The 16527-nt window shown below is 30.0% G+C and carries 17 protein-coding genes and 1 tRNA gene; 13 read left to right on the forward strand and 5 right to left on the reverse strand.

Features of this window, described 5'->3' with window-relative positions; genetic code table 11:
* Nucleotides 1-26: 26 nt before the first annotated feature.
* Both Q0684_RS03275 and Q0684_RS03280 read right to left on the reverse strand, forming a co-directional pair.
* On the reverse strand, nt 27-926 hold the full coding sequence (locus Q0684_RS03275; RefSeq protein WP_299012612.1) for an NAD kinase: 900 nt from the start codon (nt 924-926) through the stop codon (nt 27-29).
* Nucleotides 927-1005: 79 nt separating this feature from the next.
* Nucleotides 1006-1665, reverse strand: a complete 660-nt coding sequence (locus Q0684_RS03280; RefSeq protein WP_299012613.1) for a CBS domain-containing protein — start codon at nt 1663-1665, stop codon at nt 1006-1008.
* Between the two features lie 60 nt (nt 1666-1725).
* Between Q0684_RS03280 and Q0684_RS03285 the strand changes: the two genes are divergently transcribed.
* Nucleotides 1726-2439, forward strand: a complete 714-nt coding sequence (locus Q0684_RS03285; protein ID WP_299012614.1) for a pyridoxine 5'-phosphate synthase — start codon at nt 1726-1728, stop codon at nt 2437-2439.
* Between the two features lie 232 nt (nt 2440-2671).
* Entirely contained in the window at nt 2672-3445 is a 774-nt protein-coding gene (locus Q0684_RS03290; RefSeq protein ID WP_299012615.1) for an alpha/beta fold hydrolase, read from the forward strand.
* 17 nt (nt 3446-3462) lie between these two features.
* Here the strand turns inward: Q0684_RS03290 and Q0684_RS03295 are convergent, their stop codons facing one another.
* Both Q0684_RS03295 and Q0684_RS03300 read right to left on the reverse strand, forming a co-directional pair.
* Nucleotides 3463-3696, reverse strand: coding sequence for a hypothetical protein (locus Q0684_RS03295; RefSeq protein WP_299012616.1), 234 nt, complete (start codon nt 3694-3696; stop codon nt 3463-3465).
* A gap of 10 nt (nt 3697-3706) precedes the next feature.
* Nucleotides 3707-4312, reverse strand: a complete 606-nt coding sequence (locus Q0684_RS03300) for a thiamine diphosphokinase (RefSeq protein WP_299012617.1) — start codon at nt 4310-4312, stop codon at nt 3707-3709.
* A 76-nt stretch (nt 4313-4388) separates the two neighbouring features.
* Here Q0684_RS03300 and Q0684_RS03305 point away from each other — a divergent pair, with 76 nt between their 5' ends.
* From Q0684_RS03305 to Q0684_RS03320, 4 genes are all read left to right on the forward strand, one after another.
* Nucleotides 4389-5489, forward strand: coding sequence for a diphosphomevalonate decarboxylase (locus Q0684_RS03305; RefSeq protein WP_299012618.1), 1101 nt, complete (start codon nt 4389-4391; stop codon nt 5487-5489).
* Between the two features lie 112 nt (nt 5490-5601).
* Nucleotides 5602-6528 (forward strand): mevalonate kinase, encoded by a 927-nt coding sequence (locus Q0684_RS03310; RefSeq protein WP_299012619.1) that lies wholly within the window; start codon nt 5602-5604, stop codon nt 6526-6528.
* 6 nt (nt 6529-6534) lie between these two features.
* Entirely contained in the window at nt 6535-7452 is a 918-nt protein-coding gene (locus Q0684_RS03315; protein ID WP_299012620.1) for a geranylgeranylglycerol-phosphate geranylgeranyltransferase, read from the forward strand.
* 38 nt (nt 7453-7490) lie between these two features.
* Nucleotides 7491-8345: a pseudouridine synthase gene (locus Q0684_RS03320; RefSeq protein ID WP_299012621.1), complete on the forward strand. Its 855-nt coding sequence runs from the start codon at nt 7491-7493 to the stop codon at nt 8343-8345.
* Nucleotides 8346-8435: 90 nt separating this feature from the next.
* Here Q0684_RS03320 and Q0684_RS03325 read toward each other — a convergent pair.
* Nucleotides 8436-8508: transfer RNA gene (locus Q0684_RS03325), tRNA-Phe, on the reverse strand.
* 99 nt (nt 8509-8607) lie between these two features.
* On the opposite strand from Q0684_RS03325, the gene Q0684_RS03330 reads away from it, so the two are divergent.
* The 7 genes from Q0684_RS03330 to Q0684_RS03360 all read left to right on the forward strand — a co-directional run bounded on the left by Q0684_RS03330 (nt 8608) and on the right by Q0684_RS03360 (nt 16244).
* Entirely contained in the window at nt 8608-9336 is a 729-nt protein-coding gene (locus tag Q0684_RS03330; RefSeq protein WP_299012622.1) for a type III pantothenate kinase, read from the forward strand.
* Nucleotides 9333-10616, forward strand: a complete 1284-nt coding sequence (locus tag Q0684_RS03335; RefSeq protein WP_299012623.1) for a hypothetical protein — start codon at nt 9333-9335, stop codon at nt 10614-10616. The genes Q0684_RS03330 and Q0684_RS03335 overlap by 4 nt, the downstream gene beginning before the upstream one ends.
* A gap of 19 nt (nt 10617-10635) precedes the next feature.
* Nucleotides 10636-11955: a hypothetical protein gene (locus tag Q0684_RS03340; protein ID WP_299012624.1), complete on the forward strand. Its 1320-nt coding sequence runs from the start codon at nt 10636-10638 to the stop codon at nt 11953-11955.
* Nucleotides 11956-11959: 4 nt separating this feature from the next.
* The gene (gene lptC, locus Q0684_RS03345) at nt 11960-12532 is read left to right on the forward strand and encodes an LPS export ABC transporter periplasmic protein LptC (protein WP_299012625.1); all 573 of its coding nucleotides are present in this window, start codon (nt 11960-11962) and stop codon (nt 12530-12532) included.
* On the forward strand, nt 12529-12729 hold the full coding sequence (locus Q0684_RS03350; RefSeq protein ID WP_299012626.1) for a hypothetical protein: 201 nt from the start codon (nt 12529-12531) through the stop codon (nt 12727-12729). Before lptC ends, Q0684_RS03350 begins: the two co-directional genes overlap by 4 nt.
* Nucleotides 12730-12740: 11 nt before the next feature.
* Nucleotides 12741-14006, forward strand: coding sequence for a hemolysin family protein (locus tag Q0684_RS03355; protein WP_299012627.1), 1266 nt, complete (start codon nt 12741-12743; stop codon nt 14004-14006).
* Between the two features lie 108 nt (nt 14007-14114).
* Entirely contained in the window at nt 14115-16244 is a 2130-nt protein-coding gene (locus Q0684_RS03360; RefSeq protein WP_299012628.1) for a peptidylprolyl isomerase, read from the forward strand.
* The last annotated feature ends 283 nt before the right edge of the window (nt 16245-16527 follow it).

The following is a 16527-nucleotide window of genomic DNA, read 5'->3' on the forward strand; positions in this document are numbered from 1 at the left end:
TTTAGAAATTTATTGTAAAGTTTAATTTAAAGGTTGGTTTCGTTTCTGGTATCTTCGCCCCAAAGTAGTTTACTTCTTAATGTTTGTAAAAAAGATTGGTTATTAGGGATAATACTTTTAATGGTAAAAGGCGCTTTTTTTAAAAATACTTTGGTGTTTTGAGGAACAGTAGCAATTCTAGAATCTAAGGATATTAAAAAATCTTTTTCTCTAGAGTCTACCTCTAATTGTATGCTAGTTTCATCTGAAATAACCATTGGCCTTGCGTTTAAATTATGCGGTGCAATTGGAGTTATAATTAAGTTTTTAGAATCTGGAGAAATTACAGGGCCATTACAACTTAAAGAATAACCCGTAGAACCTGTTGGAGTGGCTATAATTAAACCATCTGCCCAATAATTAGTTAAATATTCATTATTTAAATGTGTAGCTACACCAATCATAGAAGTGGTGTTTTTTCTGGCGATTGTTATTTCATTTAAGGCGAAGTTTAAATCGGCTATTTCACTAGATTTTGGCGCTGTGTCTACGGCAAGTAAAGTACGTTCTTGTGTAGTGTATTCTCCTTTTAAAATGTGAGCAATACTTTCTTTTATTGTGTTTTTATTAATGGTCGCTAAAAAGCCTAGCCTACCTGTGTTTATACCTAAAACTGGTATGTCTAAATTTCTAATATACGTTATTGCTCTTAAAATTGTGCCATCTCCACCAAGGGTAAACATTACATTAAAAGTATTGTCTAAATCATTAAAATGATTAAATGTAGGATACTTTTTATCTAGTATTTCCCCTTTAATTAGTAAGTCATAAAACGCTGTTTCTATAAAACAGTCAATATTGTTTTGTTCTAAAACGGCTAAAAGAATTTTTATTTCTTTTTCTGCGGATATCGAATAAGACTGTCCGTAAACTGCTACTTTTTTCAATTTTTTTAATCTTTAATTTTATATTTTTCAGTTAAATGTTAAGAAGTGTTTTCTAATTTTAACCAACAACCAACTAGTCTTACATTTCTAAATATTTCTGTAAATAGTCAGATCTATTTTTTAAATCTTCTAGGTAAATGTCGTTTTCATGTGTTGAAATTATTTTATAATCATACCTTCTAAAGGTGTGCATAATCTCATTAATGTCTGCTGTTACTATTTTTGTAGTAATTTGTACAATCTCGTTTTTTCTTTCAGAGATATATAGCCCCAAGACCTTAGCATCATTAGACTCTATAATTTGAGCAATTTGACTTATAGAATAATCTTTTTCATTATTTTCTATAATTAAAGTTTCGCTATTTTCTATCATAAAAGGGCTGGTAGAAAAAACATCTAAAACATCACACAAATCGTAATAACCTACATATTCTTTTTCTTCGTTTAAAACAGGAATAATATTAGTGTCATTATCTGCAAAAATTTTTAGGAGTTCTAAAATAGTGGCTTTTTCATCGGCAAAAAAAGAATTTAAAAGATGCGCATGCGCCACTAACTCTTCTAATTTATTTTCTATAGTATGTATATCTCCTTCTGCAAAAGAACCTAAAAGCTTACTGTTTTCTATTACAGGAAAATGGGTAATAGGAAAATTATGAAACAGTTCTTTAGCCTCATTTACCTTAATTTTTAAACTTAAGGGTTTAATTTCATTTAAAATATAATCTGTAATGTTCATACCTTACGAAGATAGGATAAAATGTTTTAATGATTTATCTTTGCACTCTAAATTAATACAATGGCAAAGTTAAGTGTAAATATTAATAAAATTGCAACATTAAGGAATTCTCGTGGCGGAAATGTGCCAAATTTGTTAAAAGTAGCTCAAGATATAGAGGCTTTTGGTGGGCAGGGCATTACCATACATCCAAGACCAGATGAAAGACATATAAAATACCAAGATGCTAGAGATTTGGCAACAACGGTAACTACAGAGTTTAATATTGAAGGAAATCCGATAAAATCTTTTATAGATTTAGTGCTAGAAACGAAACCTACACAGGTTACTTTGGTGCCAGATGCTGTTGATGCTATTACGTCTAATGCGGGTTGGAATACTATTGAACACCAATCTTTTTTGCATGAAGTAATACAAGAATTTCAAAATAATAATATTAGAACTTCTATATTTATAGATACCGATTTAAAATTAATTGAGGCTGCTGTAAAAACAGGTACAGACAGAATTGAGTTGTATACAGAAGAATTTGCATCGCAGTTTGAAGCTGGTAATAAAAACGCCATAAAACCTTATACTGAAGCTGCAGTTTTAGCCCATGATTTAGGTTTAGGTATAAACGCTGGTCATGATTTAAGCTTAGATAACATTCAGTTTTTTAAGCAAAATATACCAAACCTAGCAGAAGTTTCTATTGGGCATGCATTAATTGCAGAGAGTTTGTATTTAGGTTTAGAGAATGTGGTAAATATGTATTTGCATCGATTGAAGTAGTTTTTTTTAGTTATAAAGTTATAAAGTTATAAAGTTATAAAGTTGAAAAGTTAAAAAGTTGAAAAGTTGAAAAGTTGTGAAGTTTGAAAGTTGAAAAAGAGTTTATAATTTTATTTGAATATCGTTTTATAATTACATTTTTTTAAAAACTCCATCTAACCATCTAACCATCTAACCATCTAACCATCTAACCATCTAACCATCTAACCATCTAACCATCTAACCATCAAAAATGTCCAACAAAACTATTTTACATTCAACAATTAAAGGAGAAGGGAAACCATTATTAATTTTACATGGTTATTTTGGCATGTCTGATAATTGGAAAACTTTAGGCAATCAGTTTTCAGAAGACTACCAAGTACATTTAATAGACCAAAGAAATCACGGGAGAAGTTTTCATAACGCTACTTTTAATTATGAGGTTTTAGTTGAAGATTTATATAATTATATACAATTTCATAATTTAGAGAATGTTAACATTATTGGGCATTCTATGGGAGGTAAAACAGCGATGTTGTTTGCAGTTACTTATCCTGAATTATTAGATAAATTGATTGTTGTAGATATTTCTCCAAGAAAATATGCGCCACATCATAACGCAATTTTGGCTGCTTTAAACTCTGTTGATTTTTCTGTAGAAAATACTAGAGGAAAAGTAGATAAAAAGTTAAGTAATTTAATACCAGAATTTGGCGTAAGACAGTTTTTGTTAAAAAACGTGTATTGGAAAGAAAAAGGTGTTTTAGATTACAGATTTAATTTACAATCTTTAACAGAAAATAATCCAGAAGTAGGGGAAGCTTTGCCGTCTTTTACAGTTTTTGAAAAGGATACCTTGTTTTTAAAAGGAGAAAACTCAGATTACATTACAGCAGAAGAAAAGCCTTTAATTGAGGCACATTTTCCCAATTCTAAAATAACTACTATTGCCAAAGCTGGGCATTGGTTGCATGCAGAAAATCCCAAACAATTTTATAGTGAGGTTGTAATTTTTTTAAGTTGATTGGTATAGCTAATGGTTTAAGCAATTTCTCCACGATGTGGTTTTAAAGCATCTCTATATACTTTCATATCGGTTTCATTTACCGTAATAAAAGCTGCAACTAGCATTTCGTTTTTTTCTTGAATGTCAATTTCATGAAAAGCTAGGTTTTCTAAATTGGCAAACTCTTTTAAATGAATGGTATGGTGTTTGGCAGTTTCTTTGGCATCTGGACCTCTAAAATCCCAAATTAGTTTTATTTTTCTATCCATTTAATTGTTTTTATTTGTTGATGAAGATGAATAAATTACCCTTTGTAAAAGTAATTTCTATGTTATTTTCAATTGCTTTATTTCGTGTGCCAATTCGTTTTCCTAATTTTAAATCTTCTCCTTTTAAAGCATATTGCAAACCTTTTGTAGTGATGTTTTTTGCTTTAGGAAACGGAATTAAAGAAACTGTTTTGTGAATACAACCTGTGAATTTTGTAACATTATCTGCCAAAAAATAAAAGCCATAATCGTCAAAAAAAGTAAGTTTTAATTTTTTTTTCCAAGTAATAGCTGTGTTTAAATTTCCAAGAAAATGATCTTGCTCTTTTCCGCTTGCGCCAAAAACATCAACATTTGTATAGCCTTTTTTGTAAAGAATTTTTAAAATTTTATCAAAGTCTGTATACTCTTGATTTGGTGTTGTAATAACTTCAATATTTTTTGGAATTTCTTCTATTGAATCAAAATCGCCACTAATAAAATCTGGAGTAATATGGTGTTTTTTTAGGTGCTGATAAGCACCATCTGTTGCGCAAATTATGTGGTATACAGCTAGGTTTGGAATCGATTTTGGAAAATCTCCATTCAGCAATAAAAAAACACGTTGTTTTTGCATAGGTGCAAAAATACTTAAAAATCTTAACTGTAATTTTAACACAATTAGTTTTATCTTTGAACTTAAAATAAAAAGTTTGAAAACATCTGAATTTATAGCAAAAAAGGCGGTAAAAAACATAGAGTATGTAAGTTTTACGTGGCAAACACCAAGTAATATTGCTTTGGTAAAATATTGGGGAAAAACAAACCCTCAAATTCCAAAAAATGCCTCTATTAGTTTTACGCTAAATAATTGCCATACCATTACTACTATAGATTTTAAGCGCAAACATAATGCTGAAATTGTTTCAGAATCTGATAAAAGTGTAGCTTTCAATTTGTTTTTTGAAGGAAAGAAGAAGGAAGAATTCAAGCCAAAAATTGCCGAATTTTTCAAACGCATACAAGCTTATTGTCCTTATATTTTTGATTATGAAATGACGATAAAATCAGAAAATTCTTTTCCACATTCTAGTGGTATTGCCTCTTCTGCAAGTGGTCTAAGTGCTATTGCTATGTGTTTAATGAGTTTAGAAAAACAATTGCATTCAGATTTATCTGAAGAATTTATCAATAAAAAAGCTTCTTTTTTGGCACGTTTAGGCTCTGGTAGTGCAAGCAGAAGTATAGAAGGGCCATTAGTGGTTTGGGGTAAGCATGCTGCTGTAGAAGAATCTTCAGATTTATTTGGCGTAAAATTCCCTTACAAAGTAGCGCCAGTTTTTAACAATTATCAAGATGCTATTTTGCTTGTAGATAAAGGAGAAAAACAGGTGTCTAGTACAGTTGGGCATAATTTAATGAACAATCACCCTTATGCTGATGCTAGATTTAAAGATGCCAACGAAAATTTAGAAAAAATGGCTACTATCTTACAGAAAGGAGATTTAAAAGCCTTTGTAAGTTTGGTAGAAAGTGAGGCGTTAACGCTACATGCAATGATGATGGCTAGTAGCCCTTATTTTATTTTAATGAAACCCAATACATTAAAAATTATTAATAAAATTTGGGAATATAGAGCAGAAAATGATAGCAATATTTGTTTCACTTTAGATGCAGGAGCAAATGTGCATGTTTTGTATCCAGAAAATGAAAAGAAAAGTGTAAATACTTTTATTGAAAAAGAATTGGCTGTTTTTTGTCAAAATAAACAATATATTTTAGACAATGCAGGTTTAGGAGCAATAGAAAAATAATCGATTTTAAAAGGAAAACCCTTGATTGTTTTGTTATTATGATTAAAGTTTAGTTAAAGACAAAGTGCAATCAGTATAATTTTTGTACTTTTGATTATCTATAAAAAAAGAAATGAAAGGACCTTTATTTTATGCTAAAATTCTTCTTTTTGGAGAATACGGAATTATAAAAGATTCCAAAGGTTTAGCAATTCCGTTTAATGCCTACAGAGGTGCTTTAAAAACTTCTGAACAATTATCTGGTAAAGCAAAAGAATCTAATAAAAATTTAGTGAAGTATTACAACTATCTAAACACCTTAAATTCTAATTTGGTTGTTTTTAATTTGCCTGCTTTTAAAACAGATATTGATAACGGAATGTATTTCGACTCTTCCATTCCTCAAGGTTATGGTGTAGGTAGTTCTGGCGCGCTTGTAGCTTCTATTTATGACAAGTATGCAGCCGATAAGATTACCGTTTTAGAAAACCTAACTAGAGATAAATTATTAAAATTAAAGCAAGTCTTTTCTTTAATGGAATCTTTTTTTCACGGAAAAAGTTCTGGTTTAGACCCTTTAAATAGCTATTTAAGTTTACCAATTTTAATCAATTCTAAAGATAATGTAGAGCCTGCAGGTATTCCTTCTCAAAAAGAAGGTAAAGGAGCTGTATTCTTATTAGATTCTGAGCAAATTGGAGAAACAGAACCAATGGTTAACATCTTTATGAATAAGATGAAAAACGAAGGTTTTAGAAAAATGATTAGCGAAGAGTTTGCTACTACAACAGATGCCTGTATAGAAGATTTTTTACAAGGCGATGTAAAATCTTTATTTGGCAATGTAAAGTCTTTGTCTAAAATTGTTTTAAAGAATTTTAAACCAATGATACCCAATGCATTTCATAAAATTTGGGAGAATGGTATTCTTACAAATGATTACTACTTAAAATTGTGTGGCTCTGGAGGTGGAGGTTATATCTTAGGCTTTACAGAAGATTATGAGAAAGCGCAAAAAAGTTTACAAGATTACAAATTAGAACTGGTTTATAGATTCTAAAATTTTATGGCAAGCTTACAAATTAAACAAGTACTACTAAAATTTTTTAGTCTGTTTTCTGTTGTAAGAGGTTATAATATTCTTGTTTTAATATTTGCCCAATACTTAGCAGCAATATTTGTTTTTTCGCCAACCAAATCGGTAAAAGATGTAGTTTTTGATTTGCATTTATTATTTCTCATTTTAGCTTGTGTATGCGTAATTGCAGGTGGCTATATTATTAATAATTTCTACGACGATAAATTAGATCGAATTAACAGACCCTTAAAGGTAGGCTTAGATGGTTACATAAAACAATCTACGAAACTAAGGCTGTATTTTTTGCTGAATTTTATTGGTTTTTATTTTGGTACTTTAATTTCTTGGCGGGCAGCTTTATTTTTTGCACTCTTTATTTTTGGGATTTGGTTTTACTCTCATAAATTAAAAAAGTATCCTTTTTTAGGTATATTTTCTGCATCAACACTAACTATAACACCATTTTTTGCCGTTTTTATTTATTTTGATAATTTTTCTAAAATAATATTTGTGCATGCTGGGTTTTTATTTTTGGTAATATTGGTAAGGCAATTAATTAAAGATTTAGAAAACTTAAAGGGCGCAATTGCTAATAATTACAAAACCTTTCCCGCCGTTTATGGCGAAAAAAAGACAAAAATATTGGCAATTTTATTACTGCTAATTACTGTTTTTCCCGTTTATATTTTGCTTACTTATGCCAATTTAAGTTACATGAAATATTATTTCTATGTAATGGCTTTAGCACTAGTGTTTATAAGCTTTATGCTTTGGAAATCTCATACTAAAAACGAATTTAGAAGATTGCACAATCTTTTAAAAATTTTACTTTTTATAGGGGTTATCTGTTTAATTTTTATTGATACTTCTTTGCTCTTAGATAAAGTAATTCTTAGATTAAAATAAGTTGATAGAATATAACTACCTTTGCAAAAATTTTTATAATGAATTCAAATAGAAACTCGTCGAGAGGACGACAAGAAGGAAAAAAAAATACACCTCTAAGTAGAAAAAGAAAGCCTTTAGACAGAAAACCGCCTAAAAAAACGACTATAAAGTCAACACCAACAAAAACTTCAGATGCAACATCTGGTATTCGCTTAAATAAATACATTGCCAATTCTGGTATTTGCTCTAGAAGAGAAGCAGATACTTATATAGAACATGGTAGTGTAGAGGTTAATGGGCAGTTGGTTACAGAAATGGGGTACAAAGTACAACCAGATGATATTGTTCGTTTTGATGGCACCTCTATTACACCAGAGCAAAAAAAGTATGTGCTTTTAAACAAGCCTAAAAATTACATTACTACTATGGATGATGATCGTGGTAGAAAAACAGTAATGGAATTAATTGCAAATGCTTCTAAAGAAAGAATATATCCTGTAGGACGTTTGGATAGAAATACCACAGGTTTGTTGTTGTTTACTAATGATGGTGATTTGGCTAAGAAATTAACGCATCCTAAGCACAATGTACGTAAATTGTATCATGCTTCCTTAGATAGAAAATTAGAGTTAAGAGATTTAGAAAAATTAAGAGGAGAAGTAGTTATAGAAGGTAGAAAAGTATTTATTGATGCTGTTTCTTATGTGAATGGAGAGCCTAAGACAGAAATTGGTATCGAAATTCATTCTGGAAGAAACAGAATTGTGCGTAAAATATTTGAACACGTAGGTTATAAAGTAAATAAGTTAGATCGTGTTATTTTTGCAGAGCTCACAAAGAAAAATTTGCCAAGAGGCAGGTGGAGAGAGCTTACTAATTTAGAAGTTTCTAATCTTCAGAAAATGAAATAAATGTATAAGTGAACTTAGGTTCACTTTTTTTTGGTCTATATGTTTAATTTAAAAGCATAAAAAAACCCGAACATTTGTTCGGGTTTTAAGTGGTACCTCCAGGAATCGAACCAGGGACACAAGGATTTTCAGTCCTTTGCTCTACCAACTGAGCTAAGGTACCATTGCCTTAGCGGTTGCAAATATAAAATGTTTTTTTACATTTGCTAAAGAAAAATCAAAAAAATCTTTTGTATTTTTAATTTTAACTAAAAATAAGCGAATGAACCTTGCCGTAGATGTTGGAAATACTAGAGTTAAGGTTGCTGTTTTTGAGAATGATAGCGTTGTAGATTTAGTGGTTTTTGATAAAAGAAAAATAATTTCAGAAATTAAAAAAATAGTAAAATCGTATTCCATTACACAGGGAATTATAGCTAATGTGGCTAGTATTTCAGAAAAAAAAATGGCGCAATTAAAAAAAATCGTCAAATTTCATGTGCTTTCCACTCAATCAAAATTAGCTTTTACTAATTTATACAAAACACCAAATACATTAGGTGTAGATAGAATAGCCTTAGTGGCAGCTGCCATTAAACAATATCCTAATAAAAATGTTTTAATTGTAGATGCAGGTACCTGTATTACGTTTGATTTTGTTAATGCAAAAAAAGAATATTTAGGTGGCGCAATTTCGCCAGGAATAAAACTACGCTACAAAGCTTTAAATTCCTTTACAGCAAACTTACCTTTAATTGCTTCTTTAAAATTAGAGAATTTTATTGGTAAAAATACAGAAGAGAGTATTGTGTCTGGTGTTTTAAACGGCGTTGTAAAGGAGATTGATGGCGTAATTTTAGGGTATAAAGAACAATATTTGGATTTAACAGTAGTTTTAACAGGAGGAGACACAAATTTCTTGTCAAAACAATTAAAAAGTAGCATATTTGCGAATCAAAATTTTCTCCTACACGGATTAAATGAAATATTGAAACTTAACGCATACAAATGATTAAAAAGATTTTTGTAGTTATCTTTTTTATAACTTCTGCTGCACTTGTAGCACAAAGAACAAATTCTTCACCTTATTCTTTTTTTGGTATAGGAGAAAGATATAGCCCTAGAACAGTAGAGCAAAATAGTATGGGTGGCATAGGTGTTGCTTACAATCATTATAAATACTTAAATTTTACAAATCCGGCAGCAAACGCATTTTTAAGAAGAACAACTTATTCTTTAGGTGTTTTTAATACAAATTTAAATATACAATCCGCAGATACCCAACAAACCTCTTATAGTACTAATTTAAATTATTTGGCTTTAGGTTTTCCACTAGGAGAAAAAGCAGGTTTTTCTTTTGGGCTACAACCTTTATCATCCATAGGTTATTCATTAGTAAATAATAATTTTATAGATGGTGAATTTGATAGTTTTACTGTTTTTACAGGAGAAGGTGGTGTAAACAGAATATTTGGTAGTTTTGGGATTAAACTTACTAAAGAGTTGGCTTTAGGTTTAGAAGCAGATTTTAGTTTTGGTAATTCAGAAAGTGTTATTACAAACCAAAGAAATAATGTTGCTTTAGCAACAAGATATAAAGAGATTTATAATACGAGAGGAAACTCGTTAACGGTAGGTGCACAATATCAAAAAACTTTAAAAAATAATGTACATGTAGATGCTGGAGCAACTGCTAAATTAGGTAACAATTTAAATGTTATTGGTAATGAGTTTTTATATTCTTTAACCATAGGTGCAACAGGTATAGAAGCACCAAGAGATACCCTAACAAATGTTGCTTTAGACGGTAGGTATAAATTGCCATTAAAATCTATTATTGGTGTTGGGGTTGGTAAATTTGACAAGTGGTATTTAGGTTTAGAATACGAAAATCAAAATGCGATTGAAACACAAGGCTTATCTAACAACACAAATACTGCTTTTAGGTATGAAAACTCCAACAGATTTTCTTTAGGAGGCTTTTATCTTCCAAAAATTAACTCCGTTTCAAATTATTTTCAAAGGATTACTTATAGAGCAGGTTTGCGCTATGAAAGCTTGGGGTTAGCAGTAAACGGAACAGGTACTGGAGGGAATTTTACAGCAATAAACGACTTTGGCATGTCTTTTGGTTTAGGTATACCATTAAAAGGTCTATCTACGCTTAATGTTGCTGCAGAATATGGTCAAAGAGGAACAACAAACAATAATCTAGTACAAGAAAATTATTTTAACTTTAGATTAAGTTTATCTCTTAGTGATAGATGGTTTATTAAAAGGAAAATTGATTAACATAACTAAAAATTTTAAAATGAAGAAAATTACGTTTTTATTAGCTGCCTTCTTATTTATAACGGTAGTAGAAACAAATGCTCAGGATCAAGAAAGAGAATGTACAATTAAGTACAATTTATTCAAAGGAGATTTTCAATCTAAAAAATATGAAGATGCTTACCCTAATTGGATTTATTTAATGGATAATTGTAAAGATTTATCTGTAAATATTTATAAGTTAGGAGCAACTTTAGCAGAAAAAGTTAAAAAAGACCCTGCTTTGGTAAAAAGAGTTTATGAACAAAGATTACAATATTATCCAAACGTAGATCCTGCAAAAGTACACAGTGATTATGCTTCCTATTTGTATAAAAACAAATTAGCTACAGAAGATGAAATTTTCTTAATTTTAGAAAAAGGTTATAAAACTGATGCTACTAGAATGGGAATAAAGAATTTATATTTATATTTTCAAGGGGTAACAGACAGAAATAAAGATACCAACCCTCAAAAAGTTTTTGATACTTATGATGATGTTTTAGATAATGTAAATAAAAAATTAGAAGGTTATGCCGCTAAATTAGTAGATCTTAAAAAAGATACCATAGCAAACAAAAGGCTAATTCACGCATATTCTACAAACTCAAAAGCATTAGGTCAAGTAGAAGGTGGTTTGGATAATATAATTGTTACTTTATCTACTTGTGAGAGATTAGTACCATTATATACTAGAGATTTTGAAGCAAATAGAAACAATGCAAAGTGGTTACAAAGATCGGTATCTAGAATGTTTAATAAAGGATGTCAATCAGATCCTTTATATGCAAAATTAGCAAGAGCTTATGCAGAGGCTTCACCATCTCCAGAAGCATATGCCTTTTTAGCTAGCGTTTTAGAAGATAATGGAGATACTGCTGGTGCAAATGCAATGAGACAAAAATCTTTTGATTTAGAAACAGATCCTTTAAAAAAGGCAAAGTATAAATTAAAGTTTGCACAAGCTGCAAGAGACAAAGGGCAATATTCTAAGGCAAGAAGTTTAGCAAGAGAAGCTTTAACTTTTAACCCTAATTCTGGTAGAGCATATTTATTAATTTCTAGTTTATACGCAAAAAGTGCAAACAGTTGTGGCGCTACAGAGTTCGAAAAAAGAATGGTTTATGTTGCTGCTTTAAACATGGCAAGAAGAGCTGCTAACGTAGATCCAAGTATTTCTACAACTGCTAAAAAATATATAAGAAGTTATAGCGGCAATGTGCCAAGCCAATCTGTTATTTTTACAGCTGGTGTTTCACCAGGAAGCAGACACACTATAAAATGTTGGATTAGTGAAACTGTAACAGTACCAACCAAATAATTTTGTGATAACACAAAAACAAATAATTAGAAAAAGCATTACTGTAATTTGTATTACAGTAATGCTTTTTTCTTGCTCAAATAATACAGATGAGGTAAGTGATTTCTTAAAAGATAAAAATTTACCCATAGGAAAAGCAAAAGATGCCTATCATGTTTATAAAGATTCTGGCAGAATAACTTCTAAATTAATAACACCGCTTTTGTTAGATTTTAGCAATAGAGAAAAACATCCTTATAGTGAGTTTCCAGAAGGTGTAAAAATTATTAATTTTAGTAATAAAAATAAAGACTCTGTAACAATTACAGGTAAATATGCTTTAACCTACTCTAAAACTGAAATTTCTGAAATTAAAGGAAATGTAGTTGTTGTAAACCATACAGATAAATCTAGGCTCCAGACAGAACAATTATTTTGGGATCAAAAAACACAGTATTTTGTATCTGAAAAGCCATTTGTTTTGTTTAAAGAACAAGATACTATTTATGGTATTGGTTTTGAATGTAAAGAAGATTTGAGCAAACACTTAGCAAAAAAAACAACAGGTAGGTTAGAAAGCGAAAAAATAAAATTATGAATAAACTTTGGAAATTTTTTCAGTACGGTTACTTAATATTAGCCGTTATTTGTTTTGTTGAAGGAATTATTAAATTTACAGAAAACAACTATGTTACCGGCAGTATTCTTATTGGAACAGCTGTTTTGGTAACCATTCTTTTTCTTGTAAAAAGACGTTTTAGAAAACGAATACAAAATAATCAAAATAAAAAATAGATGTATTTGTAATGGAAATAGAATTTGCAATTATTGTGATTTCAGTCATTCTTTCCGCATTTTTTTCGGGAATGGAAATTGCATTTGTCTCCTCCAATAAATTACATATCGAATTAGAGAAAAAGCGCGAAGGTTTTATTCCAAAAATATTGAATAAAATTACTCAAAAACCTTCAAAATTTATCACAACAATGTTGGTTGGTAACAATATTGCATTAGTAATTTACAGTTACTATATGGGTAGGTTTTTAATTCGGTTTTTACCTTTACAAAGTTTTAACGACTTTTCTATACTTTTAATTCAAACACTAATATCTACCATAATCATTTTAATTACTGCGGAATTTTTACCAAAAGCAATATTTAGGATATACGCGAATGAAGTTTTAAAGATTTTTGCTTTACCAGCATATTTTTTCTTTATATTATTTCATTTCTTTTCTGAATTTATTACATTAATTTCTGACTTTTTTTTACGTGTATTTTTTAAAACAAATGCAGACGAGCAACAAGTTGCGTTTAGTAAAGAAGAGTTAGGGAATTATATAACTGAGCAATTAGAAACAGGTAATGAAGATGAAGAATTAGATTCAGAAATTCAAATTTTTCAAAATGCACTAGAATTTCATAATGTAAAAGCAAGAGAAGTAATGGTGCCAAGAACAGAAATTGTTGCCGTTGAAATTCATGAAAAAGTGAGTATATTAAAAAATATATTTATCACAACAGGTTTGTCTAAAATTCTTGTGTATAAAACAGCAATGGATGATGTTATTGGCTATGTAAATGCCTTTGAGCTGTTTAAAAAACCAAAAAGTATAAAATCTATATTACTACCAGTAGAAATTGTACCAGAATCTATGATGATTAATGTAGTATTAAACATTCTTATGAAAAAAAGAAAGAGTGTTGCTATTGTGGTAGATGAGTATGGTGGCACATCTGGCATGATTACAGTAGAAGATATTGTAGAAGAACTTTTTGGAGAAATTGAAGATGAACACGATTCACAGGAATTTTTAGAAGAAAAAATTAACGCAACCACTTTTAATTTTTCTGCAAGATTAGAGGTAGATTATTTAAATGAAACGTATGATTTAAATATACCTAAGTCTGAGGCCTATGAGACTTTAGGAGGTTTTATAATTAATCATACAGAAAATATTCCTTTAGAAAATGAAGTTGTAAATATAGAAGGTTTTGCCATTACAATTTTAAAAACAAGTGGCGCAAAAATAGACAACGTTAGTTTAAAAGTTACCCACCTAGAAGACTGAAAAACAATATAGAATAAAACCACTGTTACTTGTTATTATTTAGTTTAAATGGGTTGCAATATTCAAACCCAAATCGTATATTCGCCCACTGAAATTAAATTAAAAATTATGGCAATTTTATCGAAAATTAGAGAACGCTCTTTGTTCTTAATTATAATAATTGGTTTAGCACTTTTTGCTTTTGTATTAGATCCTTCTACTTTAGGAGACTTTTTTAACTCAAGCAAAGTAAATGAAGTTGGAGAAATTAATGGAGAAACCATTTCTAGACAAGAATTTGCAAATGCTTTAGAGCAATATAAACAACAAACTGGCGGAAGAGTTACGGAAATGCAAGCGGCAAAAACAGTTTGGGATAACTTAGTAAGAACAAAAATTTACCAAGGTCAGTTAGAAGAGGCAGGCATTACTGTAGGAGAAAATGATGTTTGGAATGAATTGATAAACGCGCCTTCTGTGCAAAATAGTCCAGAATTTCAAAACGAAGCAGGTTTGTTTGATGAAGGTTTGTTTAAAACTTTTTTAGCAACCACTAAAGAAGATGAAAGCCAAAAACAATTATGGTCTGCATGGTCTAATTATATGAATCAGATAAAAACAAGTACAGAAACTAATGTGTATAACAAATTAGTTACCGCTGGTTTAGGCGCTTCTCTTAAAGAGGGTGAAATGGATTATATGTTAGAGAATACAAAACTTAACGGACAAATAGTTTACGTGCCGTATACATCTATTGCAGATAGCTTAGTAAAAATTACTAAATCTGAGGTTGCAGCGTATATAAAAGAAAATGCTACAGAATTTAAAACAGATGCAACTAGAGATATTTCTTATGTTCAGTTTAATATTAAAGCTACACCAGAAGATGAAGAGGTAATAAAGCAAAATGTAGCTAATGTTATTGAAGATTCTATAGATAGAAATAAACAAACTGTAGTTGGTCTTAAAAATGCTACAAGTTACAAAGAGTTTTTTGATGCAAATGGCTCGGATATAAATTTAGATGAAAGTTTTAAATATGTAACAGACATTAATCAAACCATTGCTAAAGAGATTTTTGAAGGAAATGAGGGAGATGTTTTTGGTCCTTATAAAGACCAAGAATTTTTTAAAGTTTCTAAAATTACTGCTGTTTCTAAAATGCCAGATTCAGTAAAAGCAAGTCATATTTTAATTCCGTTTGTAGGTTCTCAAAGAGCTAATCCAGAGGTAACTAGAACAGAAGAAGAGGCTAAGCAATTAGCAGATAGTTTACTAACTGTTGTTAAAAGAAGTCGTAGTAAATTTGAAGATTTAGCTAAAGAATTTTCTTCAGATAGTGGTTCTGGAGCAAAAGGTGGAGATTTAGGTTGGTTTAATTACCGCAGAATGACTCCAGAATTTAGAGATTATTCTTTTAATAATAAAACAGGAGATATGGATGTTGTTCAATCGCCATTTGGTTTTCATATTATTAAAATAGATGATCAAAAGAACAACCAAAAGGTGTTAAAACTAGCTACTTTTGGTAGAAAAATTATAGCTTCTGAGCCAACAGAGAATGCAGTATTTCAAAAAGCAGAACAATTTGCTTTAGCAGTTTCTAAAAACTCAGATTATAATGCTGTAGCAAAAGAAAATAATTACAATTTAAGACCTGCTGTTGGTTTAAAGGTATTAGATGAAAATGTACCTGGTATTGGTAACCAAAGGCAAATAGTTTCTTGGGCATTTGGTAGCGATATAGAACTAGGAGCTTTTAAAAGGTTTGATTTAGAAGGCAGCCATGTTGTAGCTATTGTATCTAACATAACAAAAAAAGGTTTATTACCGGTAGAGAAAGCAATAAACACAGTAAGACCAATTTTAACAAATAGTAAAAAAGCAGCTTTAATTGAAGAAAAGTTGCAAGGTGCTACATTAGCAGAAATAGCAAAAGCGAGCAATACTAATGTTAGGTCTGTAAATAGTGTTAAGTTAAAAAGTCCGTCAATTTCTGGTGTAGGTTTAGAGCCTAAAGTTGTTGGTGCTATGTATAACGCTGCATTAAATAAAGTGTACAATAAAATTGAAGGCGATAAAGGAGTTTTTGCTTTTACCGTTACAAAAAGAGATTTACCTACGGCATTGCCTAATTATGAGACAAAAAGAAAGTCGATTTCTCAAGAAAGAAAAAGACAAACTTTTAAAATCTACGAGGCTATGAAAGAGGCAACAGAGGTAAAAGATAATAGAGCTAGTATGTATGTATCTAATTAATTAGAAAAAGCATATAAAAAACCCGTTTAGCAAACTGCTAAACGGGTTTTTTGTTTTTAAGTAAATTTTTATCTAGTAGAAAAAAAAAGTAAATAGAAACAATACAGTCTTTTTAATACATGAGTTTCATATAGGTATTACAGTTTCTTATGTGACCGAAAATTAATAATTTTAAACACAACGAAGCGTAGTTGAGAAATCTCATATTTAATTTTAGATGTCTCTATTTAAATCAAAATGAGATTAGTTTAACTATAATAACTCGTAACTAATTAAAATACAG

The sequence above is a fragment of the uncultured Polaribacter sp. genome (assembly GCF_947503875.1).
In the GTDB taxonomy this organism is placed as follows: Bacteria; Bacteroidota; Bacteroidia; order Flavobacteriales; family Flavobacteriaceae; genus Polaribacter.